We start from the raw sequence: 22,173 nt of genomic DNA, 5'->3' as shown, positions 1-22,173 counted from the left end.
AGTTAATACTAGTGCTTTTTTATTTAAAATTAAAATATATAACTATACAGTAAAAGAAGTATGTTAAAATGGAAGTATATACAAAATTTATTAAATATTAATTGTTTTAGAAGGGAAAGATATTATGGATCAAAATGTAGTATGGGTTAATGAAAAAAAGATAGAAAGAACTATAAAAGCTTTAGAACGTAATAATATGAATGGATATTTAGTTAACAATAAAGACGAACTTTTAGATAAAATACAAGAATTAATTAATGATGGGGACTTAATAGGATGTGGTGGATCTATGAGTTTATTTGAAACAGGAATCATAGATTTTTTAAGAAATGGAAAGTATGAATTCTTAGACAGATACGAAGAAGGTCTTACAGCTAAAGATTTAAAAGAAATGTATAGAAAAACATTTTCAGCAGATGCATATTTCACTAGCACAAATGCAATTACTGAAAATGGAGAACTTTATAATGTTGATGGAAATGGAAATAGAATAGCAGCGATGCTTTATGGTCCAGATAAAGTGATAGTAATAGCAGGAGTAAATAAAATAGTAAAAGATATGGATGATGCTATAAGAAGAAATGAAGAAATCAGTGCACCAGCAAATGCAAAAAGAATAGGTACCAAAACACCTTGTAAGACAGTTGGACATTGTATGGATTGTTCAAGTCCAGAGAGAATATGTTGTGAATATGCTATTATAAAAAAGCAAAGAACCGCTAATAGAATACATGTAATATTTCTAAATGAAAGTTTTGGATATTAATAACAAAGAGTCCTTGTGTATGCATTTAGCCATTGTATATTATAATAAATAAAACTTAAATAATATTAATATAATATATAAATGCTTTGCTATATTAACGTAAGGAGGAAAAATGAAAAAAGTAAAACTAATATATAACCCAAATTCAGGAGAGAAAAGGATTAATAATCAATTAGATGATATTATAAAAGTATATCAAGAAAATAATTATCTACTTATGCCCTATAGATTAAATATAGAAGAACCTATAAGTAAAGCATTTGATGAAATGGATGATACTTACGACCATTTATTATTAGCCGGTGGAGATGGTACTATAGATATGGTATTAAATGCTATTAAAGAATGTAATATAAATTTACCTATAGGTATATTACCAACTGGGACAGCTAATGATTTTGCAAATGCGCTTAAAATTCCAAATAATATTAAAGAAGCTATAGAAAATATTATAAAATCAGAACCTAAAAAAATAGATATAGGTAAAATAAATGATAAATATTTTATAAATGTAGCAAGTGCAGGAATGTTTACTGATGTGTCTCAAAGAATAAATCAGGATTTAAAAAATTACATAGGAAAAGTATCATACTATATAAAAGGTATAGAAGAAGCACTTTATTTGAGAAAATTTAATATAAAAGTACACTCTGAAGAATTAAGCTATAATGGAGATATGTATCTGATGCTAATTTTTAATGGAAAAACAGCAGGAAATATAAATCTAGCTTATAAGGCAGAAATAGATGATGGATATTTAGATGTTATAATTTTTAAAGGTATGCCTATTCCAAAATCTATTCCAGTTTTAATAAGTGTTCTAAGAGGAGAACACTTAGATCACTTAAATGAAAATGAGCTATTATATTTTAAAACAAAAAAATTAACTATTGAGTGTGAAGATGGATTAATAACAGATATAGATGGAGAAAAAGGACCGGATTTTCCACTTGATATTGAATGTATTAAAGATGGAATAGAAATATTAGGATTTGTTAAAGAATAGAGAACAATAATTATTGTTCTCTATTTATTTATAATTAAGTTTTATTTGCCAGGTTTAAAAGAACTCTTTAAAGGTACGACTCTATTAAATACTAGCTTTTCATCAGTAGTATATTTGTTATCTACACTGAAGAATCCATTTCTTACAAATTGGAATTTATCAAAAGCATTTGCAGTTTCAAGTTGAGTTGGTTCTGCAAATCCTTGTAACACTTCTATTGAAGTTGGATTTATTTGTTCTAAGAAGTGCTTACCTTCATTTTCAGGAGCATCATCTAGTATTAAAGGTTCGAATAATCTAAATTCACAAGGAACCGCACTATTAGCTTCAACCCAGTGAATTGTTGCTTTTACCTTACGACCTGTAAATCCTGAACCACTCTTAGTTTCAGGGTCGTAAGTACAGTGAATTTCAACTACATTTCCATTTTCATCTTTTATAACATCGTTACATTTTACAAAGTAAGCTCCTTTTAAACGTACTTCATTTCCTGGGAATAACCTGAAGTATTTCTTTACAGGCTCTTCCATAAAGTCATCTTGCTCTATGTATAACTCTCTACCAAATGGAACTGTTCTAGTTCCCATAGTTTCATCTTTAGCGTTATTTTCTAACTCTATCATTTCAGTTTGACCTTCAGGATAGTTTGTTATAATTAACTTTAATGGTTTTACTACTCCCATTGCAAGAGGTGATTTAGATTGTAAATCTTCTCTTACAAAGAAATCTAACATTTGGCTGTCAACAGTTGAGTCAGCTTTAGATACACCTATTTCAGCACAGAACTTACGTATAGCTTCAGAAGTATATCCTCTACGTCTAAGACCTGCTATTGTAGGCATACGTGGGTCATCCCATCCATCAGTAACACCTTCATCAACAAGTTGCTTTAATTTTCTTTTACTCATAACAGTATTTGTAAGATTAAGTCTAGCAAATTCTATTTGTCTTGGAGTAGATTCCATTTCACATTCAGAAACAAACCAATCATAAAGTGGTCTTTGATCTTCAAATTCTAAAGAACATAAAGAATGAGTTATTCCTTCTATTGCATCTTCTAATGGATGAGCGAATGCATACATTGGATATATACACCATTTATCACCTGTATTATGATGAGTTGAGTGAGAAATTCTATATATTATTGGATCTCTAAAGTTAATGTTTGGAGATGACATATCAATTTTAGCTCTTAAAACTTTTTCTCCATCTTTAAATTCTCCGTTTTTCATTTTTTCAAATAGCTCTAAGTTTTCTTCTATAGATCTATTTCTATATGGACTTTCTTTTCCGGGTTGAGTTAAAGTTCCACGATATTCTCTCATTTCATCTGGAGTTAAATCACATACGTAAGCTTTCCCTTTTTTTATTAAAAGTAATGCTCTTTTATACATTTCATCAAAGTAATTAGATGCAAAATATAAGTTATTCCAATCAAAGCCTAACCACTGAACATCTTCTTTTATAGAATTTACATATTCTACATCTTCTTTAACTGGGTTTGTATCATCGAATCTTAAATTAACTTTTCCGTTAAATTCATTAGCAAGACCGAAGTTAAGACAAATACTCTTTGCATGTCCTATATGTAAGTATCCATTTGGTTCCGGTGGGAAACGAGTTATGATACTATCATGTTTTTTAGTTTCTAAATCATTTATAATAATGTTTTTTATAAAGTTAGATGAATTAGTTTCATTTGACATATTATAATACCTCTCAATTAATTAATTTTTATATAGTACATAAAGATACTATAATCCATAATATTCATTTTAATCTAATATTGGAAAAAAATAAAGATATAAATGCTTTAATTTAAATCTAATTTACATAAAATGTTTATATTCATCATTATTATCAAAGTTAAAATATTTTATGACCATAAAAATAAAATAGTAAAATCTATTTTTAACATATACTGTATAATTAAATATAAGAAATATAATTATATACTAATAATATTTACCTTATATATCAATAATATGGATATAACACACTATATTATTAATATATAAAGAGAGGAGAAATTATGAAAAAAGGTGCAAAAATACTGATATCTATATTGGTTATTTTAATAATAATTACAGGAGGTACATATTACGTATTAATACCAAAAGAAAGAGTCACGCAAAATACTAATAATAAGATTATTACTGAACAAGACTTGTTACAAAATGCTTCTATAGATGAGTTTCAATTAGTTAAGAATCCTCTTAGATTAAAAGGAAAAGTATCTATATCAAGTGATGAGTTTCAAAATATAATTTATACTATTATGAATGAATATAATGTAGAAGATTTCAAACATGCTAATGTAGATATAAATAATAGTAAAGTTAAAATTATGTATCCATATAAAGTTTTAGGATTCATAGATAGTCAATTAGAAGTAAATTTAATCCCAGAAGTTGTTGAAAATAAGTTAAATATCGTGCTTACTGATGCAAAGCTAGGTAAAATAAATATAAGTGATAAAATATTAAAAGAAAGTTTGAAAAAATATAGAGAAAAGATACCTTTTGAAGTAAAAAATAATACGATCATAATAGATAAAAATGATATTTATCCAACGACTCTTAATAAAGTTGAAATAACTGAAAAAGATATATTAATAGATTTAGAAATTCAAGCAAATAATCTTATTGATTTTATATCTAAATACAATATTAATGTTAAGCAGTAATTTTATATACAAATGATATTAAAGTAGGTGCATAGATGGAACAAATATTATATTCACTGTCAGATTACAAGGTATTAGCGATAATAGCAGGATTTATTATAATTAGTGTAGAAACATTTATTCCAGTACTTCCCCTAGTAGCAATAGTAGTAGCCAATGTTTTTATACTAGGGATGTGGCTAGGATTTTTTGTATCTTGGGTAGGATCTAGTTTAGCATCTATCTTATTATATTTTTTAGCAAGCAAATTTTCAAAACATAATATATTTAAAAAATATAAGCACAACAAGAAAGTAAACGAAATAATAACATGGATAAGAAAGCAAGGATTTACCAGTATATTTGTATCGTATTCTTGTCCATTTATACCAGACTTTTTAATAACCATAGCATCTGGCTTGGTACAGTTAGATTTTAAGAGTTTTGCTTCTGGAATGATATTTGGAAAATTTGTTATGTTTTTACTAATAAGCTATGTAGGAGAAGATGTTGGAGCATTTTTCTCAAGTCCAATTAAAATAATAGTATTTTCAATAAGCATTGCTATATCATGGATTATTGGAAACAATGTAAACAACAGAATACATGAAACATATGAAAAAGATAAATAAAAGTAACCAGTATAATTATAAAATTTGAAATATTTAATTCTTTGTGTTAAACTATTATAGTTATACTTAAGTTTATAAATATTAAGGGGGGAAGGTTATGAAGCAGATATATATAATAACGACTTATACTGGAACATTCTTATCATATCTTATAAGAAATATAAGTAAAACCCCATACGCACACGTATCAATAGCCTTAAATCAAGATTTAGCACCGATGTATTCATTTGGAAGGCTAAATCCTAAAACGCCATTATTTGCAGGATTTGTTGAAGAGAATATAAATCAAGGATTATATGCTATTAGAAAAAATACTATGTGTAGGGTGTACTCATTAGATGTAACAGACGCACAATATAATAAGTTATATGATAATATAATGGAAGTAAGCAGAAATAGAAAAAAATATGATTATGATGTTAGGGCGCTCGTATATTTATCTATAAATAAACCAAGAGAAAGAGAATATAAATATGTCTGTTCTCATTTTGTAGCAGATATGTTGCAAAAAAGTGGAATACATATTTGTGATAAAAATTCGTATGAAATAAGACCGAATGATTTTTATGACTTAAATAGTTTAAATTTAGAATATGAAGGTTTATTATCAAGATACTCTACAGAAGAACATTCATATGTGTCAAAAATTGCAAAAGCTTAGAAAAATACCTCTTACAATTAGAAGAGGTATTTATTTTTTTGTAAATTATCTATTATGTTATAATTAAATTAACAATTGTTATATATTGTTCATTAACTAAACTAAATAAATAATTTTAAATTATAGGTTTGTAAAATAGGAGGAAAAATGGACCGAAATTTTATCATAGAAAAAACAAAAGAATTTGTAAAAGAAAAATTATATAATGAAGGTAGTGGACATGATTGGTTTCATATAGAGAGAGTATATAATTTATCAAAATTTTTAGCTGATAAAGAAGGTGCAGATAGTTTTATAGTAGAGCTAAGCTCTTTACTTCATGATATAGAAGATTGGAAATTTTCAAATACTAACGAAACATCTACAAGTTTAATAGAGGAATTTCTTAAAGGATTAGATGTTTCACAAGACTATATTAAAAAAATAACTAATATAATAAAAACAATGTCATATAAAGGTGGTGTTGTTGACTCGACTCAAAATACCATAGAGGGAAAAGTTGTTCAAGATGCTGATAGATTAGATGCGATTGGGGCAATTGGAATAGCTAGAACCTTTACATATGGAGGTTATAAAAATAGGCCATTATACAATCCTTTAGTTAAGCCTATGAAATTTTCATCACTAGAGGAGGTAAAGAATAAAGAAAATTATACTATAAACCATTTTTATGAAAAGTTATTAAAATTAAAAGGCTTAATGAATACAGACTCAGCTAAAGAGATTGCAAATAAAAGACATAAATTTATGGAAATCTTCTTAGATGAGTTTTATAGTGAGTGGAATTTTAAATAGTATATAATTTTATTTATACTTAATCTCCAGTTTATAATTGGTATATATTATAAATCAAGAGAGTAGTAAGATTAAAATCATTACTTTTTTATATTAAAAGATATTTAATAATTCAAAAAAAGCGATATTTCTTAAAAGTATGATAATATTTGTATATAAGTGACGACTTGATATTACAATATAAGGAGATATTATTAAATGAAAAAAATAGGTAAAGCATTATTAATAATTGGATTATTAGTTGCTATAATACTTTCTAATAAATATATTTATTTAGAAGGGAGCTTAGATAATTTAACATCTAATAAAATTTTAGGTAATATTACTCTTGGTAATGGTACAACAGTATATGAAGATTATATAACTAATACTACAAATTTTAGCAAAGCTAATAATAGTCAAAAGTATATAGTAATTCATGATACTGCAAACGAAAGTCCAAAAGCAGGAGCTGATAGTCATAGAAAATACTTCCAAGATAATAATAGACATGTTTCTATACATTACATTGTAGATAAAACTAAAATAATACATGCATTACAAGATAATTATTCGGCACATCATGTAGGGGATAGAGGTAACATCTTAGGAGACAAAACTAATCATACAACAATAGGTATAGAATTATGTGTCAATGACAAAAAAGGATCTGAAGGATGGGAAATGGTAAAAGAGAATTGTGTATATTTAGTAAAAGAATTAATGGAAAAATACAATATACCTGTAGATAGAGTAATTATGCATAAAGATGCATCAGGAAAATTATGCCCAGCACGATTAATAGATAATAATAACAAAGAGTGGAATGAATTTAAAGAAAATTTAGCTAATTCCATATAAATAATATGGTTTCAATTGCTAAGTTATTTTTATGTTAAAAGAACTATAAAATAAAGTATGAATCTTCCTTCAAATAACTTAATTTAATTATCGTATTTGGGGAAGAATACACACTTTATTTTTCATACACTCTAATTCATAGTAAAGATTAATCTCTAAAATGAGTTAACTTGTTTATTATTTTGTATAACTAATTTGATTTAATGTTTTGACTTTTAAAAAATTTGTCAGATTCTTCTTTAACTTCTTTTCTAAGTTTTATTACTCCTATCATATTTGTTGCTATAACACACGCTAATGTAGCATCTAATAAAACTACTATATTATCAAATTTGCATAAAGCTCCTATCATTATAAAACATAGATACACAATTCTTGCTATTTTAGATGCCTTTAATCCAAATAGATATTCTGCTTGTTTTTCCCCATAGAAAATTACAACTATTAAAGTTGATAGAACAAACATCAACATACATATAGTTAAAAATCCTCCACCAAATTTAGTTCCAAATACACTTTGTACTGCAATAGATGGCATAGCGGCTGCTTTGTCAGCTCCAACAGTTGACCATATACCTGTAGTTAAAACTAAAAATGCTGTTATAGTACATATACAAAACGTATCTACTATAATTTCAAATACTCCCCATAATGCCTGTCTAGCAGGAAAATCAGTGACTGCGGCTGAGTGAGCTATTGTTGATGTACCCATACCTGCTTCATTTGAATAAGCACCTCTAGCAGCACCAGCTCTTATTGTTGATGCTAAAACAGAACCTGCAAATCCACCAAATGCTGCTGTAGGAGTAAATGCTCCTTTAAATATTAGAGCAAATGTATTTGGTATACTTTTATAATTTGCTAATATAACTATCAGTGCTATTAAGAAATATGCAACTGCCATAATAGGTACTAATTTCTCTGTAACTTTTGATATCCTTTTAATCCCTCCATATACAACTAATCCAACTATAAGAACAACTGTAATCCCTGTTACAATAGGGTTTATATTTATAGTTGACGCAGTTTGTACAATTGAAGCTGATTGAGTAGCTATTGACGGAGCTATTTCAAGCATTAGGAAAAATGCAAATAATGATCCAAGCAAAGGTAATTTTGCTCCATTTTTAAGGTAATACATAGGGCCACCTACATACTCACCCTCATTATTTTTGACTCTATACTTTATACCCAATATAATCTCAGAATACTTAAGAGCACAACCAAATATAGCTATGATCCACATCCAAAATATTGCACCAGGTCCACCCGTAGCTATAGCTAGAGGAACTCCAACTATATTAGCAGCTCCTATTGTAGATGCTAATGCAGATGTTGCTGCTTGGAATGGAGTTATTGTTCCATTTCCATCACCTTTTTTAAATATTTTTCCAAATGTTTCTTTTAGTATAAATGGTAACTTAGTTATTTGGAAAAAATTTAATGTAAATGACATTATTATGCCACCTCCGACTAATATAATTAAAATCGGATAAAGCCACAACCAATCTATTAGTTGTTTGAACATATCAAACATAAAAAATACCTCCTTAAATTTATATGTTATTTTATATTGTAAAAATATGTATGTTATTTATGTATGTTGTTTTTGTATATAATATAACTTTTTTAAAAATTATATTATATACTGACTATGACGTAACGTACCTTTTGGTATAATAATTGTTAATTATATATTATTTAATTTGGAAAATGGTTTCAGTATGAAAATCATTGTTTCAATCCATTTAAATCTAATTTCAATCCATTTTCTATAAAAAAATACATATTTATGGTAAATTATTGAAGTGAATAAAAATTATTTATTATATAGTTCATCAACTTTTTGAATTATAATATTTTAATGATTAAAATGTAGTAAAATTCATGAAATTGCAGGGAGGTTAAAATTATTTTGAGAAAGTACATAGATTTAATTATAGGGATAGCTATATTTTTTTACTGCATAATGGTTAATATAATTAGTAATAGAATCATAGCATTTAGCGAAATGCTAGGATTTTTAGGTATATTATTAATTATATATCACTTTTTAAAAATAAAACTTAAATCAAATAAATATTTTATTAAAGTAAATAAAATATTAGTGATATTGGTATCAGTAGGATTTATTATATTCATATTTTCTGAGGTTATGATAATTGGTTACCCGAAAAATAATGAGGAAAGTACAGACTATATAATGATATTAGGGGCAGGTTTAAATAACGGTGATCGTGTTAGTCTGACTTTAAAACATAGATTAGACGCTGCTTTAAAATATATAAACGAATCAGGTAGTAAGTCATATGTACTTGTATCAGGGGGGCAAGGGTTAGATGAAACAATATCAGAATCTGAAGCGATGAAGAGATATCTAATAAAAAATGGAGTGCCTAGTGATAAAATAATTAAAGAAGATAAATCAACAAATACCTATGAAAACTTTAAATATTCTAAAGAAAAAATTGAAGAACATAGTAGAAAAAATATAGATAAAAATACTGTAAAAATAGTTACAACTGATTTTCATGCTTTAAGGAGCAATATGCTAGCTAAAAGAAATGGATATGATAATATAAATGTATATTCGAGTAAAACTGTATCATATTTAGTTCCACTATTCTATACACGTGAATCATTAGCATTAGCTAAAAGTTTTATTCTAGATAGATAATTTATTTTTAGTAAATATAGATTTATTTAAAATGCAAAATATAATGTCATTTAGGAAGCTACTAATTTATTCACTTTAGCTAGACCTGATAAAATAGAGTTAAATAGAATAAAAACAGATGAAAAGTATAAATTAGTTATATTAACTAATAGGTTTGATACTATTAGAAGATGCTTAAACTTTATAGATAAACATATTAAGATATTAGCTATCAACAATACATAAAAGAAGATATTCAATCAACTGAGATATCTTCTTTTTTGATGCAAAAACTTGAATCATAGATAAAATAAAAAATAATGTTTATCTAAAGTTAATGATTATATTGTATTAATGCATATTAAAGAAAGATGGGAGATTATGCAAGAGTTTGCTATGATACATAAAGATAAAACTGTGGATTACGACAAAAGATGACATTTTAAATTATTAATAAGCTATATTGTTTAAACATCTACACTATGCAAATATATATTTATTTTTTTGTAGAATATGGATATAATAGTATTAATTACTATTTACTTTGAAAGGAGTATTAAATGAAAAAAGTTTTGCAAACATATGGAATAGCGTTAATAGTTGTAGCCATTTACGCATTCGTTAAATTGCCAGTACTTAGACTAGATTTTATATCATTATTTTCGGTACTTATAATATTCTTTGCTGTAGCAGGAGTATTAGATATGATGTTAGATAGAGGGGAGAAAACATCTAAAATTGCTAAGTATAATTTTACAATAGCAATCGTACTAATAATTTACAGTATAGCAGCTCCATTTATAACATCATCTCCTATATTACATGCAAAAGCATATAGAAATTTAATAGGTAAAGTTGAAGAAAGCAAGTTTGCAGAAGATGTAAGTCCTGTAAGTGTAAAGGATATACGTCTTGTAGATGAAGCTATGGCTATGAAGTTAGGGGATAAAAAGCTTGGAGAGGTTCCTGCTATAGGTAGTGTTTCAAAACTTGGAACTTTCCATATTCAAAGTGTAAAAGGAAATTTATACTGGGTAGCACCGCTAGTACATAGGGATATAATTAAATGGATAACATCATTAGATGGTACAAATGGATACGTAATGGTATCTGCAAGTAACCCTCAGGATGTTAGATTAGTTCAAGAAATTGATGGAAAGCCTATAAAAATAGTATATCAACCAGAGGCTTATTTACTTCAAGATTTACATAGACATATGTATGTAAATGGTCTTATGAATATAGGTATGAGTGACTTTACTTTAGAAATAAATGATGAAGGTAGACCATATTGGGTAACAACACTATATGAACATAGCGTAGGATATGGTGGTTCTGATGCTACAGGAGTAGCAACTGTTGATGCTGAAACAGGAGAAATAAAAAAATATAATATAAAAAATACCCCAGAATGGATTGATAGAATACAGCCACAAGACTTTGTTGTTAACCAAATAAATGACTGGGGATTATATATTAAAGGATTTTTAAATTCAGTAATATCAGAAGAAGGTGTTTTAGTTCCAACAGAAGGAACCTCTTTAATTTATGGAAATGATAATAGAGCATACTGGTATACAGGCATAACGTCTTCAGGAGGAGATGAATCAACGATAGGATTTATGTTAGTTGATAGTCGAACTAAAGAAGCTAAGTTATATAAACAACCAGGAGCTACAGAAACAGCAGCTATGAGATCTGCAGAAGGTAAAGTTCAAGAGAAAAATTATGAGGCTACATTCCCTGTAATGTATAATATATTAGGAACTCCTACATATGTATCATCATTAAAAGATAAAGCAGGACTTGTTAAGATGGTAGCGTTTATATCTGTTGAAGATTTTAGTGTACTTGGTCTAGGAGAAACAAAAGAAGAAGCTCTTAGAAGCTATAGAGAAGCATTATCATCAAAAGGTAATAGTATAAAACTTGAAGATGATACAACTACACAAGATTTAGAAGGCACAGTTGTAAGAATTAGTCCAGATGTTAAGAGTGGAAATACATATTACTATATGACAGTAAATTCAAATGAAAATATTATATTTAATGCAACATCTAAAATATCTACAGAAATACCACTTACTAATGTTGGGGATAAAGTAAAAATATCTTTCCAAAAAGGTGAAAAAGGATTAGTAGATATAATAAAATTTGATAACCTAAATATTGGTAATATAGATACTAAAAATAAAAATAATGCTACACCAACTGAAAAAAATGCAGAAGAAAAATTAGCACAATAGATATTAAAGAAAAATCGCATGTAACATGCGATTTTTTTATGTAAAAAATGTAAATTTTATAATCCTATCTTAATATAATAGTATTACGACTTGATACACTAAATAACTTCAAGGAGACTAGACAAAATGATAGGAATTGAGAAGGAGATATTAATTTTAATAAGTAGGGTTAGATGTATGACGGAAAACCAAGTTGGAAAAGTTTTTGGGACAAGGAGAAAATATGGAAGAAAGCCGTTTAAAAAAACATTGAGAAAAATGTGCAATGAATATACACTTAGAAAATATCCATGTAATATAAATTATCCAGGATATAGAGATAACTCTTATATATATTATCTAAACGGAAGTAAAATGTATAGTGGTGAAGAATTATTGAAAGCAGTTATAGGAAGTGAATTAGCTATTAAAATTGATATGGGTGGATACAATTTAAAAAGATTTTATAGAAACGTTTCAGTCGATAATAGAAAATATGATTTATTTATAGAATATATAAACCATTATGGAGAACAAAAACAAATACTTGTAGATATAGACTTAGATGGAGAAGTGGATATATCTAAATATGAAAATTTAGAAGAGAAAATTATGAATTCTACAATACCATTTTTCGAAACCCCAAAGGTTTTAATAGTTACATCATCCAATATAGAAACTATATTACCCAAAAAAGAACTCTTTAATATAGAGTGTTTAGATTTAAATTTAAATAAATTGTTTAGACATATATAAAAAAATAAGCCTATTTTTAAATAGGCTTATTTTTTTATTCTTAATCTTATATATTTTTAAATTTACTATTTAAATTTTATAAAAATGCAAATCATAATAATAAATATTAAAAATAGAAAAGAGGTTCAAAAATGGGAGAAATGAATACAGCAGCAGTAAGTTCAAATGAACTACTTTTAATAATGGCATCTATATCTGTAATTGGTGTAATAGGAGGATGGATAGGTGAAAAATTAAAATTACCAGATGTAGTTATATTTTTGATTTGTGGAATAGCATTTGGACCAACCTTTTTTAATATAGTTAACATAGAATCTTTTCCTGTAGTAAATGAAATAATTTTAACATTTGGGTCTGCATTTATACTTTATGAAGGTGGTAGAGAAGTGAAACTTAAAGTATTAAATAAAGTAAAAATAACAGTAGGTCTTTTATCATCATTAGGTGTATTTATAAGTGCAGGTATAATAGGCTTAAGTTCTTATTATATATTGAATTTACCAATAGGAGTTAGTTTTCTTTTAGGAGCGACAATCGCATCAACAGATCCAGCCAGTTTAATTCCAGTTTTTAAGCAAGTACCAATTAAAAATAAGTTAAAACAAACAATAATAAGTGAATCAGCGTTTAATGATGCATTTGGAGCAATACTATTTACTTCTATTCTTACAGGTATAACATTATCTAAACAAATGGGTTTATTAGAGACAACATTTCAATTAATATCTATGATAGTAATTGGCGTATTAGTAGGAACAGGAGTAGCGCTTATAGGTATAGGCTTATCTTCAGATAAAAAATATGGTATTTTTAATGATTATGCTCCAATAATATCAGTAATTATGGTTATATTTGCCTACGAGATATCAGAAAGATTTGGTGGGAGTGGATATATGTCAGTCTTTATTGCAGGTCTTATAGCAGGAAATAAAAAACGATTTGGGTTATGGATACCTGATGAAAATTATATATCAGGAGTATATTTTAGAGAGAATATATCCACTATTGCAAGAATGGCTATATTTATAATTTTAGGTACACATTTAGATGTAAGCTCTTTACTAAAATATGGCTTAGGCTCAATTTTAATAGTATTAATACTTATATTTATAGCAAGACCTTTAGTAGTTTTAATTTGTACAGCATTTGATAAAGAAGCTAATTGGACTAGAAATGAAAAAATATTTATGATGTGGGTTAGAGAAACGGGAGTAATACCAGCAGCTTTATCAGGAATTATAGTGTCGATGAAAGTTCCAGGTTATGAAATTATTTCAGCAACTGTATTTATGACAATAATAATAACATTATTACTACAAGCAAGTACTACAAATATTGTAGCTAAAAAATTAAATGTATTGGAAGAAAATTAAAATATCATATCTCAAATATTTAATATTAAAGTTTAAAAAAATAGTATATAAAAAGACAAAATATGTTTTTTATATACTATTTTTGATATTTTCTCCTATAAAAAGGATAATTATGATAAAATTTATATTAGATAATGAGGAGGGATTTGATGAAACAAAAAATAATTTTACTTGTAGCACTATTATCAATATTTTTAACTGGATGTTCAAGTGAAGATGAAAATAATCTAGTTGAACAAGGAAAAAATGCTTTAGAAAAGCATAAATATAGTGATGCAAGAGAATTCTTATCACAAGCATTAGAAGTTGATAGTGCTGATGAAAATGCAAGAGCCATGTATATGCAAGCTATGAGAATGGAAAATACAGATAAATATAAAGAACAAGGTAATTATAAAAAAGCAATAAAAGAACTTGAATTTTTAGAAAAAATAAAGGGTGGTTCTTCAACTATAAAAAGTGAAGCTTCGAACTTAAAAAAAGAACTTGAAAAGTTAAATGAACAATATAAACAAGAACAAGAAGAAAGAAAAGAAAATGCTAAATTAACTTCAAAGAAAGATAAGCGTAGGGTAGAAAGAGATGCGCTTAACTCTATTAAAAGAGAAGAACCTAAAAAAGAAGCAATTACTGAAGAAAAAACTGAAGAAAAGCCAGAATCTAAGCCTGAGGAAAGTAAACCAGAGTCTAAACCTGAAACAGTAGTCCAAGAAAAGCCTTCAGTTCAAGAAACACCACAAAATCAAGATGCGCAACAAAGCTCACAAGTACAATAAAAAAGTTATCTCATTTGAGATAACTTTTTTATTGTACTAAATATATTAGTTTGAATCTTTAAAATCAATTCTTTTATTAATATATTTATCTATTGAAATTTTTATAACAGCAGCTAGTGGAACTCCTAAGAATACTCCAACAAGACCAAATAATGATCCTCCAATTAAGACTGCTGAAATTATCCAAAGAGCGCTGAGTCCAATTTGATCACCCATAACTTTGGGACCGATAAAATTTCCGTCTAGTTGTTGAAGTATTAGTACGAAGACAAAAACCCAAAAAGCTTTTACAGGATCGTACACTAAAGTCATAAGAATTGGAGGTACGGCACCAATAAATGGTCCAAAATAAGGTATTATATTAGTTAAGAATATTATAAAAGATAAAAATAAAACATTTTCAATTTTTAATATAAATTTAAATCCGATAAATGCAAGGACACCAATTATAAGAGAATCTATTATTTTTCCTATTATATAGTTATAAAAAATATCATTAGATATTTTAAAAAACTCTACTGTTTCATCAGCTCTTACTTTAGGTACTGAAGCATAAAGGATTTTTTTTAATCCTCTTCCAATTTTCTCTTTATCATATAACATATATATAGATAAAATTACTCCCATTACTATATTGAATAATACAGATGTTATAGTAAATATATAAACTATTAAATCTGAAGATATTCGTGAAAACATATCAAGTAGCTTTTGAAGTATAGCATTTAAATTATTTTGAATATGAGGGATAGCCATTTCTAATACCTTTGTCTCAGACATATGCCTATTTAAAAAATCATTTAACATATTTATATAATTAGGTATTTCCTGTATTAAAGTATTTAGTGCATCAATTATAGATGGAATTATAAGCTTAAAACCTATAATAATTAAAAGAAAAACTATTATATATGATATAAGTATACTTAATAGTCTATGTGATTTTAGATTTTTTTCAAAAAACATCATCATAGGATTTATTAACAATGAAAATAGTATTCCTAGTAAAAAAGGGCTAAAAAATGATATAAAACCACTAATTCCAGAAATAAATTTCATGGGAGCATCAATTGCTTTATAAATCAGAATTGATATAAAAGCTATGAATATACAATATTTTATATTTTCTTTTGAAATCATAATACCTCCTATTTATAATGTTGATTAATCTAAATGATTATATAAAATCTATTAACAAATAAATCTGCTAATATTAAGTAAAGTAATTGTTAATATTTATATGATTTACAGTTGTAATGTAGTATATTATTTCCAATTTATATATTAAATATTTTATTATTTTGAAATAGTAATTTTAAAAAATTATTAAAGCTAAGCCTAAATAAAAAAATTAGTCTATATAATCTAAAATGAAATTTTTATGAATTTTTTGTATAAATACTAAAAAAATCCTCAAAAAAATAGTATTATAAATCTTGAGGAGGGAAGCTTAGATGGAGAATATAGTTTTAGAATTTGATAAGAGAACGATAACAAAAGAAGAAATGAGTCAACGTGCTAAATACTATGCAAAAAAGGCTGATGAAGGTATTAAGTTATATTCAGAAGGTAATAAAATAGAAGCCATGCAAATACTTAGAGAATTAAGAAAATTTTTGAAAGCTGAGTATTCTTACTATAGCAAAGATTCTGTAGATAAATATATTAAAGAAAACTATTTATATAAAATTTATAAGCAAGGGTTAAGTGAAGCTTACATAAATCAAAATTATCCAAAAGCATACCATCATTTACATAGTAACTTATGTGATATTGGAGACTACATATCTAATTATGATATGAATATATTTTTTAATGAAGAATAATACAAAGGACTCTTTTATAGAGTTCTTTTTTATTTAGCTAGTAAAGAAAATTTAATAAATTTATATAAAATTATCGTTTACAGATACTCTGGATAGATATAAAATAAAAAGGTTAGAAGTTAAATCAATTTATAAAAACAAATTACTTATAGAAGAAGGTGGAATTATGAGAATTAATAAATATATAGCATCTTGTGGTGTTGCATCAAGAAGAAAAGCTGAGGAAATAATACTTGAAAAAAGAGTAAAAGTTAATGGTAAAGTTGTTGAGGAGTTGTCATTTAATATAGATGAAAAAAATGACCTAGTAGAAATAGATAATATAACAATTGGAATTAATGAAAATTATATTTATATAGTTTTAAACAAACCAGAAGGTTATATTACAACTGTAAAAGACCAATTCGATAGACCGAGTGTATTAGATTTAGTATCTGATATTAAAGAAAGAATTTATCCAATAGGAAGACTTGATTACGAAACTAGTGGTCTTTTAATTCTTACTAATGATGGTGATTTAACTTACAAATTAACTCACCCAAAACATGAAGTTGCAAAGACTTATATAGCAAGAGTTAAAGGTATACCTTCAAGTGAAAAAATGAAACAGTTTGAAGAAGGTTTATATATAGAAGATTATAAAACTGCTCCTGCAAAAATAAGAATAATAGATAAAAATGAAGAAAAAAATTATTCTATATGTGAAATAAAAATACATGAAGGAAGAAATAGACAAGTTAGAAAAATGTGCAAATCAATAGGCCATCCAGTTCAAAGACTAAAAAGAGCTGCTATGGGTAAAATTACTCTAAAAGGAACTGAAATCGGAAAATATAGACACTTAACTTCTGAAGAAATAGATTATTTAAAAGCAATAAAATAGAGGTGTATTATGATAAAAGCTAAATATTTAACTAAAGTCACAGATATAAATAAATTATATTTAGAACAAGTAATAAAAGAAGGAGATATTGTAGTAGATGCCACTATGGGAAATGGATATGATACAAAGTATCTAGCACAAAAAGTTGGAGAGAATGGTTTTGTATATAGTTTTGATATACAAAAAGATGCAATTAAATCTACACAAAAGAAATTAGTAAAAGAAAACCTACAAGATAGAGTAAAACTAATATTAGATGGCCATGAAAATATGGACAAATATATTGAAAGGAAAGTTTCATGTGTTTTATTCAATTTGGGATATTTACCAAGGTGCGAGCATATGATTATAACAAAGCCAAATACAACAATAAAAGCTATTAAGCATAGCTTAAGCCTATTAAAACCTCATGGAGTAGTAAGTATTGCAATTTATACAGGACATCCTGGAGGAATGGAAGAAAAAAATAGTGTATATGAATTTGTTAAATCCCTAGACCAAAGTGAATTCAATGTATTAGAATGTGGTTTCATAAATCAAATAAACAATCCTCCTCAATTAGTTTTAATAGAAAAGAAAAAAGAGTATTAAAAGCCATGCTTTAAGCATGGCTTTTTTGAATGAATACTTTAAAAAATAAGGGTATTAATATAAATCATAAAGATAAAATAAATAATAAAAAATAGATAATAATACATATGTAAGTGTTTTTAAAGATACAACCTTACCTAAATATACGGATGAGTATAATAACTTATTAATATAATACTTGCTGAAGGTGCAATTATATCTAAATTAAATGTTATTCAAATTCAATCATATGGACAAGAGGCAAGAGCTAGGTTCATCAAATCAGAAGTAATTATAAATAATGAAGAAATAAACTTTCCTAAAATTATAAATCTGAATATTTTAGTATGTTTGACAGAAAAATCTTTAAATGAGTACTTAAAAGATATAGATAAAGATGATATAATAATAGCTGATAGCAGTATAGGGGTAAAATATAGAGACAATACTAAATTTTACAAAATTCCTGCAATAGAGTCTTCGAAAGAAGCCGTTGGAAGCAATATATCAGCTAGCATGGTGGCACTGGGGGTAATTAGTGGAATAATAAAAGAGATAGATAAAGAAAATATCAAAAAATCAATAATAAAAAGAGTCCCAAAAGGAACAGAAAAATTAAATATAACTGCTTTTAAAAAAGGAATTAGTCTTTTAAAAAATAGTAATATTAAATAGTTATATTAATAAAAGGAGAAATTTATGGACGATACGAAAAGCTTAAAAGATAGTAAGCAATTGATATCTAGTATACAATCTCAATATCCGAGATTTAGTAAAGGGCAAAAACTTATAGCTAAATATATATTAGCAAATTATGACAAGGTTGCATTTATGACAGCCTGTAAATTAGGTGACACAGTTGGGGTTAGTGAATCTACAGTTGTAAGATTTGCAAACACTTTAGGTTACTCTGGGTATCCAAAGTTGCAAGCTGCACTTCAAGAGCTTATAAAAAATAAATTAACTACAGTACAGAGAGTCGAAATGGCTAAAGAATATAATGATGATTCAGTCATACTTAATAAAGTATTAAAAAGTGACATAGATAATATAAGAACTACGTTAGAAGAAATTGATAAAAAAGCTTTTGAAGAATCATCGACACAGTTATTAAAAGCAAAAAAAATATATATATTAGGTATGAGAACGTCCTTTGCAATTGCTCAGTACCTAGGGTTTTATTTAAATATAATTCTTGATAATGTTCAAATAATTAGAATGGATATGGGAGATGCATTTGAACAGGTAGTAAGAGTTGGAGAAGGGGATGTAGTACTTGCCATAAGTTTCCCAAGATATTCTAAAAAATCTTATCAAATAGTAAACTATGCAAAAGAAAAAGGAGCACATATAATATCATTAACAGATAGTTTATTTGCACCAGTAGCATCGCTTGCTGACAATACACTTTTAGTAAAAAGTAATATGGCATCATTTGTTGATTCATTAGTTCCCGCTTTAAGTGTAGCTAATGCTCTTATAATTTCAGTTGGAATGAAGGAAAAAGAAGATATAAAAGAATGCTTTGATGATTTAGAAAAAATTTGGGAAAGGTATTCTGTTTATGAGTAGAATAGCTTACTCATATAAGATACGTTACTAGAATATATCAGTATTTAGCGACTGTTTAAATGCATTTAGTGGAAACTAAAATACTGTAATATAAAATAGCGACTGACAGTTAAACTGACAATTTATAAATATAGACTTAATGTTTAGTTTATATTTGTCAGTTTAAAACTGACAGTCGTTCTTTATTATTTAAATAACATATTACTTAGAGTATTACTTGCTTCTTTATCCGTTTTTTCAAAAAATGATTAAATCCAGCTAACAAATATGTTAGCTGGAACAATTAGATGCGGAAGACAATTGGAGATGGCTTTAAACCTGAAAGCTTATATATATTATAACCATTTTCATAGAAATGATTCATATTATAATAATTTTATTATAAAGTAATTTTACTTATTTGAATATATTAATAATGATAGCTAACCGATAATACAATGGAGATAAAAATGATAATAAAATCATATAAAATTTATATCAATATATATAAAAGGATAGCAAAACTTTAAAGTTTTGCTATCCTTTTTTTATTATTTCATTAATTTATACTCTTTATATATAGGATATTTTTTAGTTAATTTAAGAACTAAATCCTTAGCTAGGTTTACATTTCTTTGAGTTATACACAAGTCTATAGCTTCTGCTATTATAAGCATATCTTTTTCATCCATTCCTCTAGTAGTAACTGATGGAGTTCCTATTCTTATACCACTAGTTATAAATGGTCCATTAGGATCAAATGGAATTGTATTTTTGTTAACTGTTAAATAAGCTTCATCTAGCATTTTTTCTGCTTCTTTCCCTGTTATATTTTTATTAGTTAAATCTATAAGTATAAGATGATTATCAGTTCCTCCACTAATCACATCAAATTTTCTATTTATTAACTCATTCGATAAAGATTTAGCATTTTTAACTACTTGGTTTTGATAATTTTTAAATTCATAACTTAAAGCTTCTTTAAAAGCTACAGCTTTTGAAGCTATTATATGCTCAAGTGGGCCACCTTGTATCCCGGGAAATATTGATTTATCTATTAAATTAGCATATTCCTTTTTACATAGTATAAACCCACCACGTGGACCCCTTAATGTTTTATGCGTTGTTGATGTAACAAAATCCGCAAATTCGCATGGATTTTGATGAAGTCCCGTTGCAACAAGTCCAGCTATATGAGCCATATCTACCATAAGTAATGCTCCAACTTCATCTGCTATTTCTTTAAACTTCTTAAAATCTATTTCTCTAGAATAGGCACTTGCTCCTGCAACTATTAATTTAGGATTAACTTGATGAGCTAATTTTCTTACCTCATCGTAATTGATTAATCCATCATTTTTATTAACTCCATACTCATAGAAATTAAAATATTTACCTGATATATTTACAGGAGATCCGTGAGTTAAGTGTCCTCCTTGAGATAAATTCATTCCCATGACTTTATCTCCTGGATTTAAGATAGCAAAATACACTCCCATATTAGCGTTCGCGCCAGAATGTGGTTGTACATTTGCATGCTCCGCATTAAATAATTTCTTAAGTCTTTCTATTGCTATAGTTTCTATTTCATCTATATGTTCACATCCACCATAATATCTTTTACCAGAATAACCTTCAGCATATTTATTTGTTAAATGACTGCCCATAGCCTCCATAACAGGAACGGAAACTATATTCTCTGAAGCTATTAACTCTATGTTTCTTTCTTGTCTTTCTAATTCTTTTTTCATACTTTCATATATTTCTTTATCAAAATCTCTTAAATTTTCAAACATCTAATCACCCTTTCATTGCTAAAGATATTAATATTTATATCCGTTTATTTTATATTAAAACTAAATTTTCGAATAATGTCGTAAAATATAATATTAATTTCAATCAATTAACTAGTGCATGCCGAACAAATAAAGATTATATATAGAATATTAATAGTTCAATTTATTTATATATAATCAGTAATCAGTAATTATTTATTTTATATGTTGGCATATTAAAGAAAAGAGTGTAAATTTTATAAAGATAAATAATTCGTATAACCCTAATGATATGGTTAGAATAATAGAAATTAGTTGATTTGATTTTTATAGATGAGCATATAACTATACTTCAGAGATATACACTAAATACTAAATCGACTATAATTTAACTGACAATTGCTAAATTTACAGTTG

21 protein-coding genes are annotated in these 22,173 nt (G+C 26.6%); 17 read left to right on the top strand and 4 right to left on the bottom strand.

The features are described 5' to 3' along the window. The first annotated feature begins 124 nt into the window (after positions 1–124). Both JNUCC81_RS09525 and JNUCC81_RS09520 read left to right on the top strand, forming a co-directional pair. Entirely contained in the window at positions 125–766 is a 642-nt protein-coding gene (locus JNUCC81_RS09525; protein WP_454093247.1) for a lactate utilization protein, read from the top strand. 112 nt (positions 767–878) lie between these two features. Then, positions 879–1,772: a YegS/Rv2252/BmrU family lipid kinase gene (locus JNUCC81_RS09520; protein ID WP_454093246.1), complete on the top strand. Its 894-nt coding sequence runs from the start codon at positions 879–881 to the stop codon at positions 1,770–1,772. Between the two features lie 41 nt (positions 1,773–1,813). Here the strand turns inward: JNUCC81_RS09520 and JNUCC81_RS09515 are convergent, their stop codons facing one another. Then, positions 1,814–3,478, bottom strand: coding sequence for a glutamine--tRNA ligase/YqeY domain fusion protein (locus tag JNUCC81_RS09515; RefSeq protein WP_454093245.1), 1,665 nt, complete (start codon positions 3,476–3,478; stop codon positions 1,814–1,816). Between the two features lie 326 nt (positions 3,479–3,804). Here JNUCC81_RS09515 and JNUCC81_RS09510 point away from each other — a divergent pair, with 326 nt between their 5' ends. The 5 genes from JNUCC81_RS09510 (at position 3,805) to JNUCC81_RS09490 (ending at position 7,365) form a co-directional block, all read left to right on the top strand. Beyond that, positions 3,805–4,458 carry a hypothetical protein gene (locus JNUCC81_RS09510; RefSeq protein ID WP_454093244.1) on the top strand — a complete coding sequence of 218 codons (654 nt, stop codon included), beginning with the start codon at positions 3,805–3,807 and terminating at the stop codon, positions 4,456–4,458. A gap of 35 nt (positions 4,459–4,493) precedes the next feature. Next, positions 4,494–5,069, top strand: coding sequence for a TVP38/TMEM64 family protein (locus JNUCC81_RS09505; protein WP_208331489.1), 576 nt, complete (start codon positions 4,494–4,496; stop codon positions 5,067–5,069). A gap of 97 nt (positions 5,070–5,166) precedes the next feature. Then, entirely contained in the window at positions 5,167–5,730 is a 564-nt protein-coding gene (locus JNUCC81_RS09500) for a hypothetical protein (protein ID WP_454093243.1), read from the top strand. A gap of 147 nt (positions 5,731–5,877) precedes the next feature. Then, complete coding sequence (locus JNUCC81_RS09495) at positions 5,878–6,525, top strand: HD domain-containing protein (RefSeq protein ID WP_454093242.1); 648 nt, start codon at positions 5,878–5,880, stop codon at positions 6,523–6,525. 198 nt (positions 6,526–6,723) lie between these two features. Beyond that, positions 6,724–7,365: a peptidoglycan recognition protein family protein gene (locus JNUCC81_RS09490; protein ID WP_454093241.1), complete on the top strand. Its 642-nt coding sequence runs from the start codon at positions 6,724–6,726 to the stop codon at positions 7,363–7,365. A 190-nt stretch (positions 7,366–7,555) separates the two neighbouring features. Here the strand turns inward: JNUCC81_RS09490 and JNUCC81_RS09485 are convergent, their stop codons facing one another. Continuing rightward, a complete protein-coding gene (locus JNUCC81_RS09485; RefSeq protein WP_454093240.1) occupies positions 7,556–8,902 on the bottom strand; it encodes an alanine/glycine:cation symporter family protein in 1,347 nt (448 codons plus the stop codon). A 378-nt stretch (positions 8,903–9,280) separates the two neighbouring features. On the opposite strand from JNUCC81_RS09485, the gene JNUCC81_RS09480 reads away from it, so the two are divergent. The 5 genes from JNUCC81_RS09480 (at position 9,281) to JNUCC81_RS09460 (ending at position 15,151) form a co-directional block, all read left to right on the top strand. Next, entirely contained in the window at positions 9,281–10,042 is a 762-nt protein-coding gene (locus tag JNUCC81_RS09480) for a YdcF family protein (RefSeq protein ID WP_454093239.1), read from the top strand. 539 nt (positions 10,043–10,581) lie between these two features. Further along, entirely contained in the window at positions 10,582–12,267 is a 1,686-nt protein-coding gene (locus JNUCC81_RS09475) for a hypothetical protein (RefSeq protein WP_454093238.1), read from the top strand. A gap of 126 nt (positions 12,268–12,393) precedes the next feature. Then, positions 12,394–13,002 carry a hypothetical protein gene (locus JNUCC81_RS09470; RefSeq protein WP_208331483.1) on the top strand — a complete coding sequence of 203 codons (609 nt, stop codon included), beginning with the start codon at positions 12,394–12,396 and terminating at the stop codon, positions 13,000–13,002. Between the two features lie 131 nt (positions 13,003–13,133). Beyond that, positions 13,134–14,375: a cation:proton antiporter gene (locus tag JNUCC81_RS09465; RefSeq protein WP_454096358.1), complete on the top strand. Its 1,242-nt coding sequence runs from the start codon at positions 13,134–13,136 to the stop codon at positions 14,373–14,375. Positions 14,376–14,524: 149 nt separating this feature from the next. Next, positions 14,525–15,151 carry a hypothetical protein gene (locus JNUCC81_RS09460; protein ID WP_454096357.1) on the top strand — a complete coding sequence of 209 codons (627 nt, stop codon included), beginning with the start codon at positions 14,525–14,527 and terminating at the stop codon, positions 15,149–15,151. Between the two features lie 45 nt (positions 15,152–15,196). Here JNUCC81_RS09460 and JNUCC81_RS09455 read toward each other — a convergent pair whose 3' ends face one another. After that, positions 15,197–16,291, bottom strand: a complete 1,095-nt coding sequence (locus tag JNUCC81_RS09455) for an AI-2E family transporter (protein WP_454096356.1) — start codon at positions 16,289–16,291, stop codon at positions 15,197–15,199. 314 nt (positions 16,292–16,605) lie between these two features. Between JNUCC81_RS09455 and JNUCC81_RS09450 the strand changes: the two genes are divergently transcribed. The 5 genes from JNUCC81_RS09450 (at position 16,606) to JNUCC81_RS09430 (ending at position 20,002) form a co-directional block, all read left to right on the top strand. Next, the gene (locus tag JNUCC81_RS09450) at positions 16,606–16,977 is read left to right on the top strand and encodes a hypothetical protein (protein ID WP_454096355.1); all 372 of its coding nucleotides are present in this window, start codon (positions 16,606–16,608) and stop codon (positions 16,975–16,977) included. A gap of 166 nt (positions 16,978–17,143) precedes the next feature. Further along, complete coding sequence (locus JNUCC81_RS09445; protein WP_454096354.1) at positions 17,144–17,860, top strand: pseudouridine synthase; 717 nt, start codon at positions 17,144–17,146, stop codon at positions 17,858–17,860. 9 nt (positions 17,861–17,869) lie between these two features. Beyond that, a complete protein-coding gene (locus JNUCC81_RS09440; RefSeq protein ID WP_454096353.1) occupies positions 17,870–18,451 on the top strand; it encodes a tRNA (mnm(5)s(2)U34)-methyltransferase in 582 nt (193 codons plus the stop codon). Between the two features lie 165 nt (positions 18,452–18,616). Beyond that, the gene (locus JNUCC81_RS09435; RefSeq protein ID WP_454096388.1) at positions 18,617–19,105 is read left to right on the top strand and encodes a 2-oxoacid:acceptor oxidoreductase family protein; all 489 of its coding nucleotides are present in this window, start codon (positions 18,617–18,619) and stop codon (positions 19,103–19,105) included. 24 nt (positions 19,106–19,129) lie between these two features. Further along, positions 19,130–20,002, top strand: coding sequence for a MurR/RpiR family transcriptional regulator (locus tag JNUCC81_RS09430; protein WP_454096352.1), 873 nt, complete (start codon positions 19,130–19,132; stop codon positions 20,000–20,002). Positions 20,003–20,532: 530 nt separating this feature from the next. Here the strand turns inward: JNUCC81_RS09430 and JNUCC81_RS09425 are convergent. Next, positions 20,533–21,777 carry a serine hydroxymethyltransferase gene (locus tag JNUCC81_RS09425; protein WP_454096351.1) on the bottom strand — a complete coding sequence of 415 codons (1,245 nt, stop codon included), beginning with the start codon at positions 21,775–21,777 and terminating at the stop codon, positions 20,533–20,535. Positions 21,778–22,173 lie beyond the last annotated feature (396 nt).

The organism is Faecalimicrobium sp. JNUCC 81 (assembly GCF_053667625.1).
This window is presented reverse-complemented; position numbering and strand designations above follow the sequence as displayed.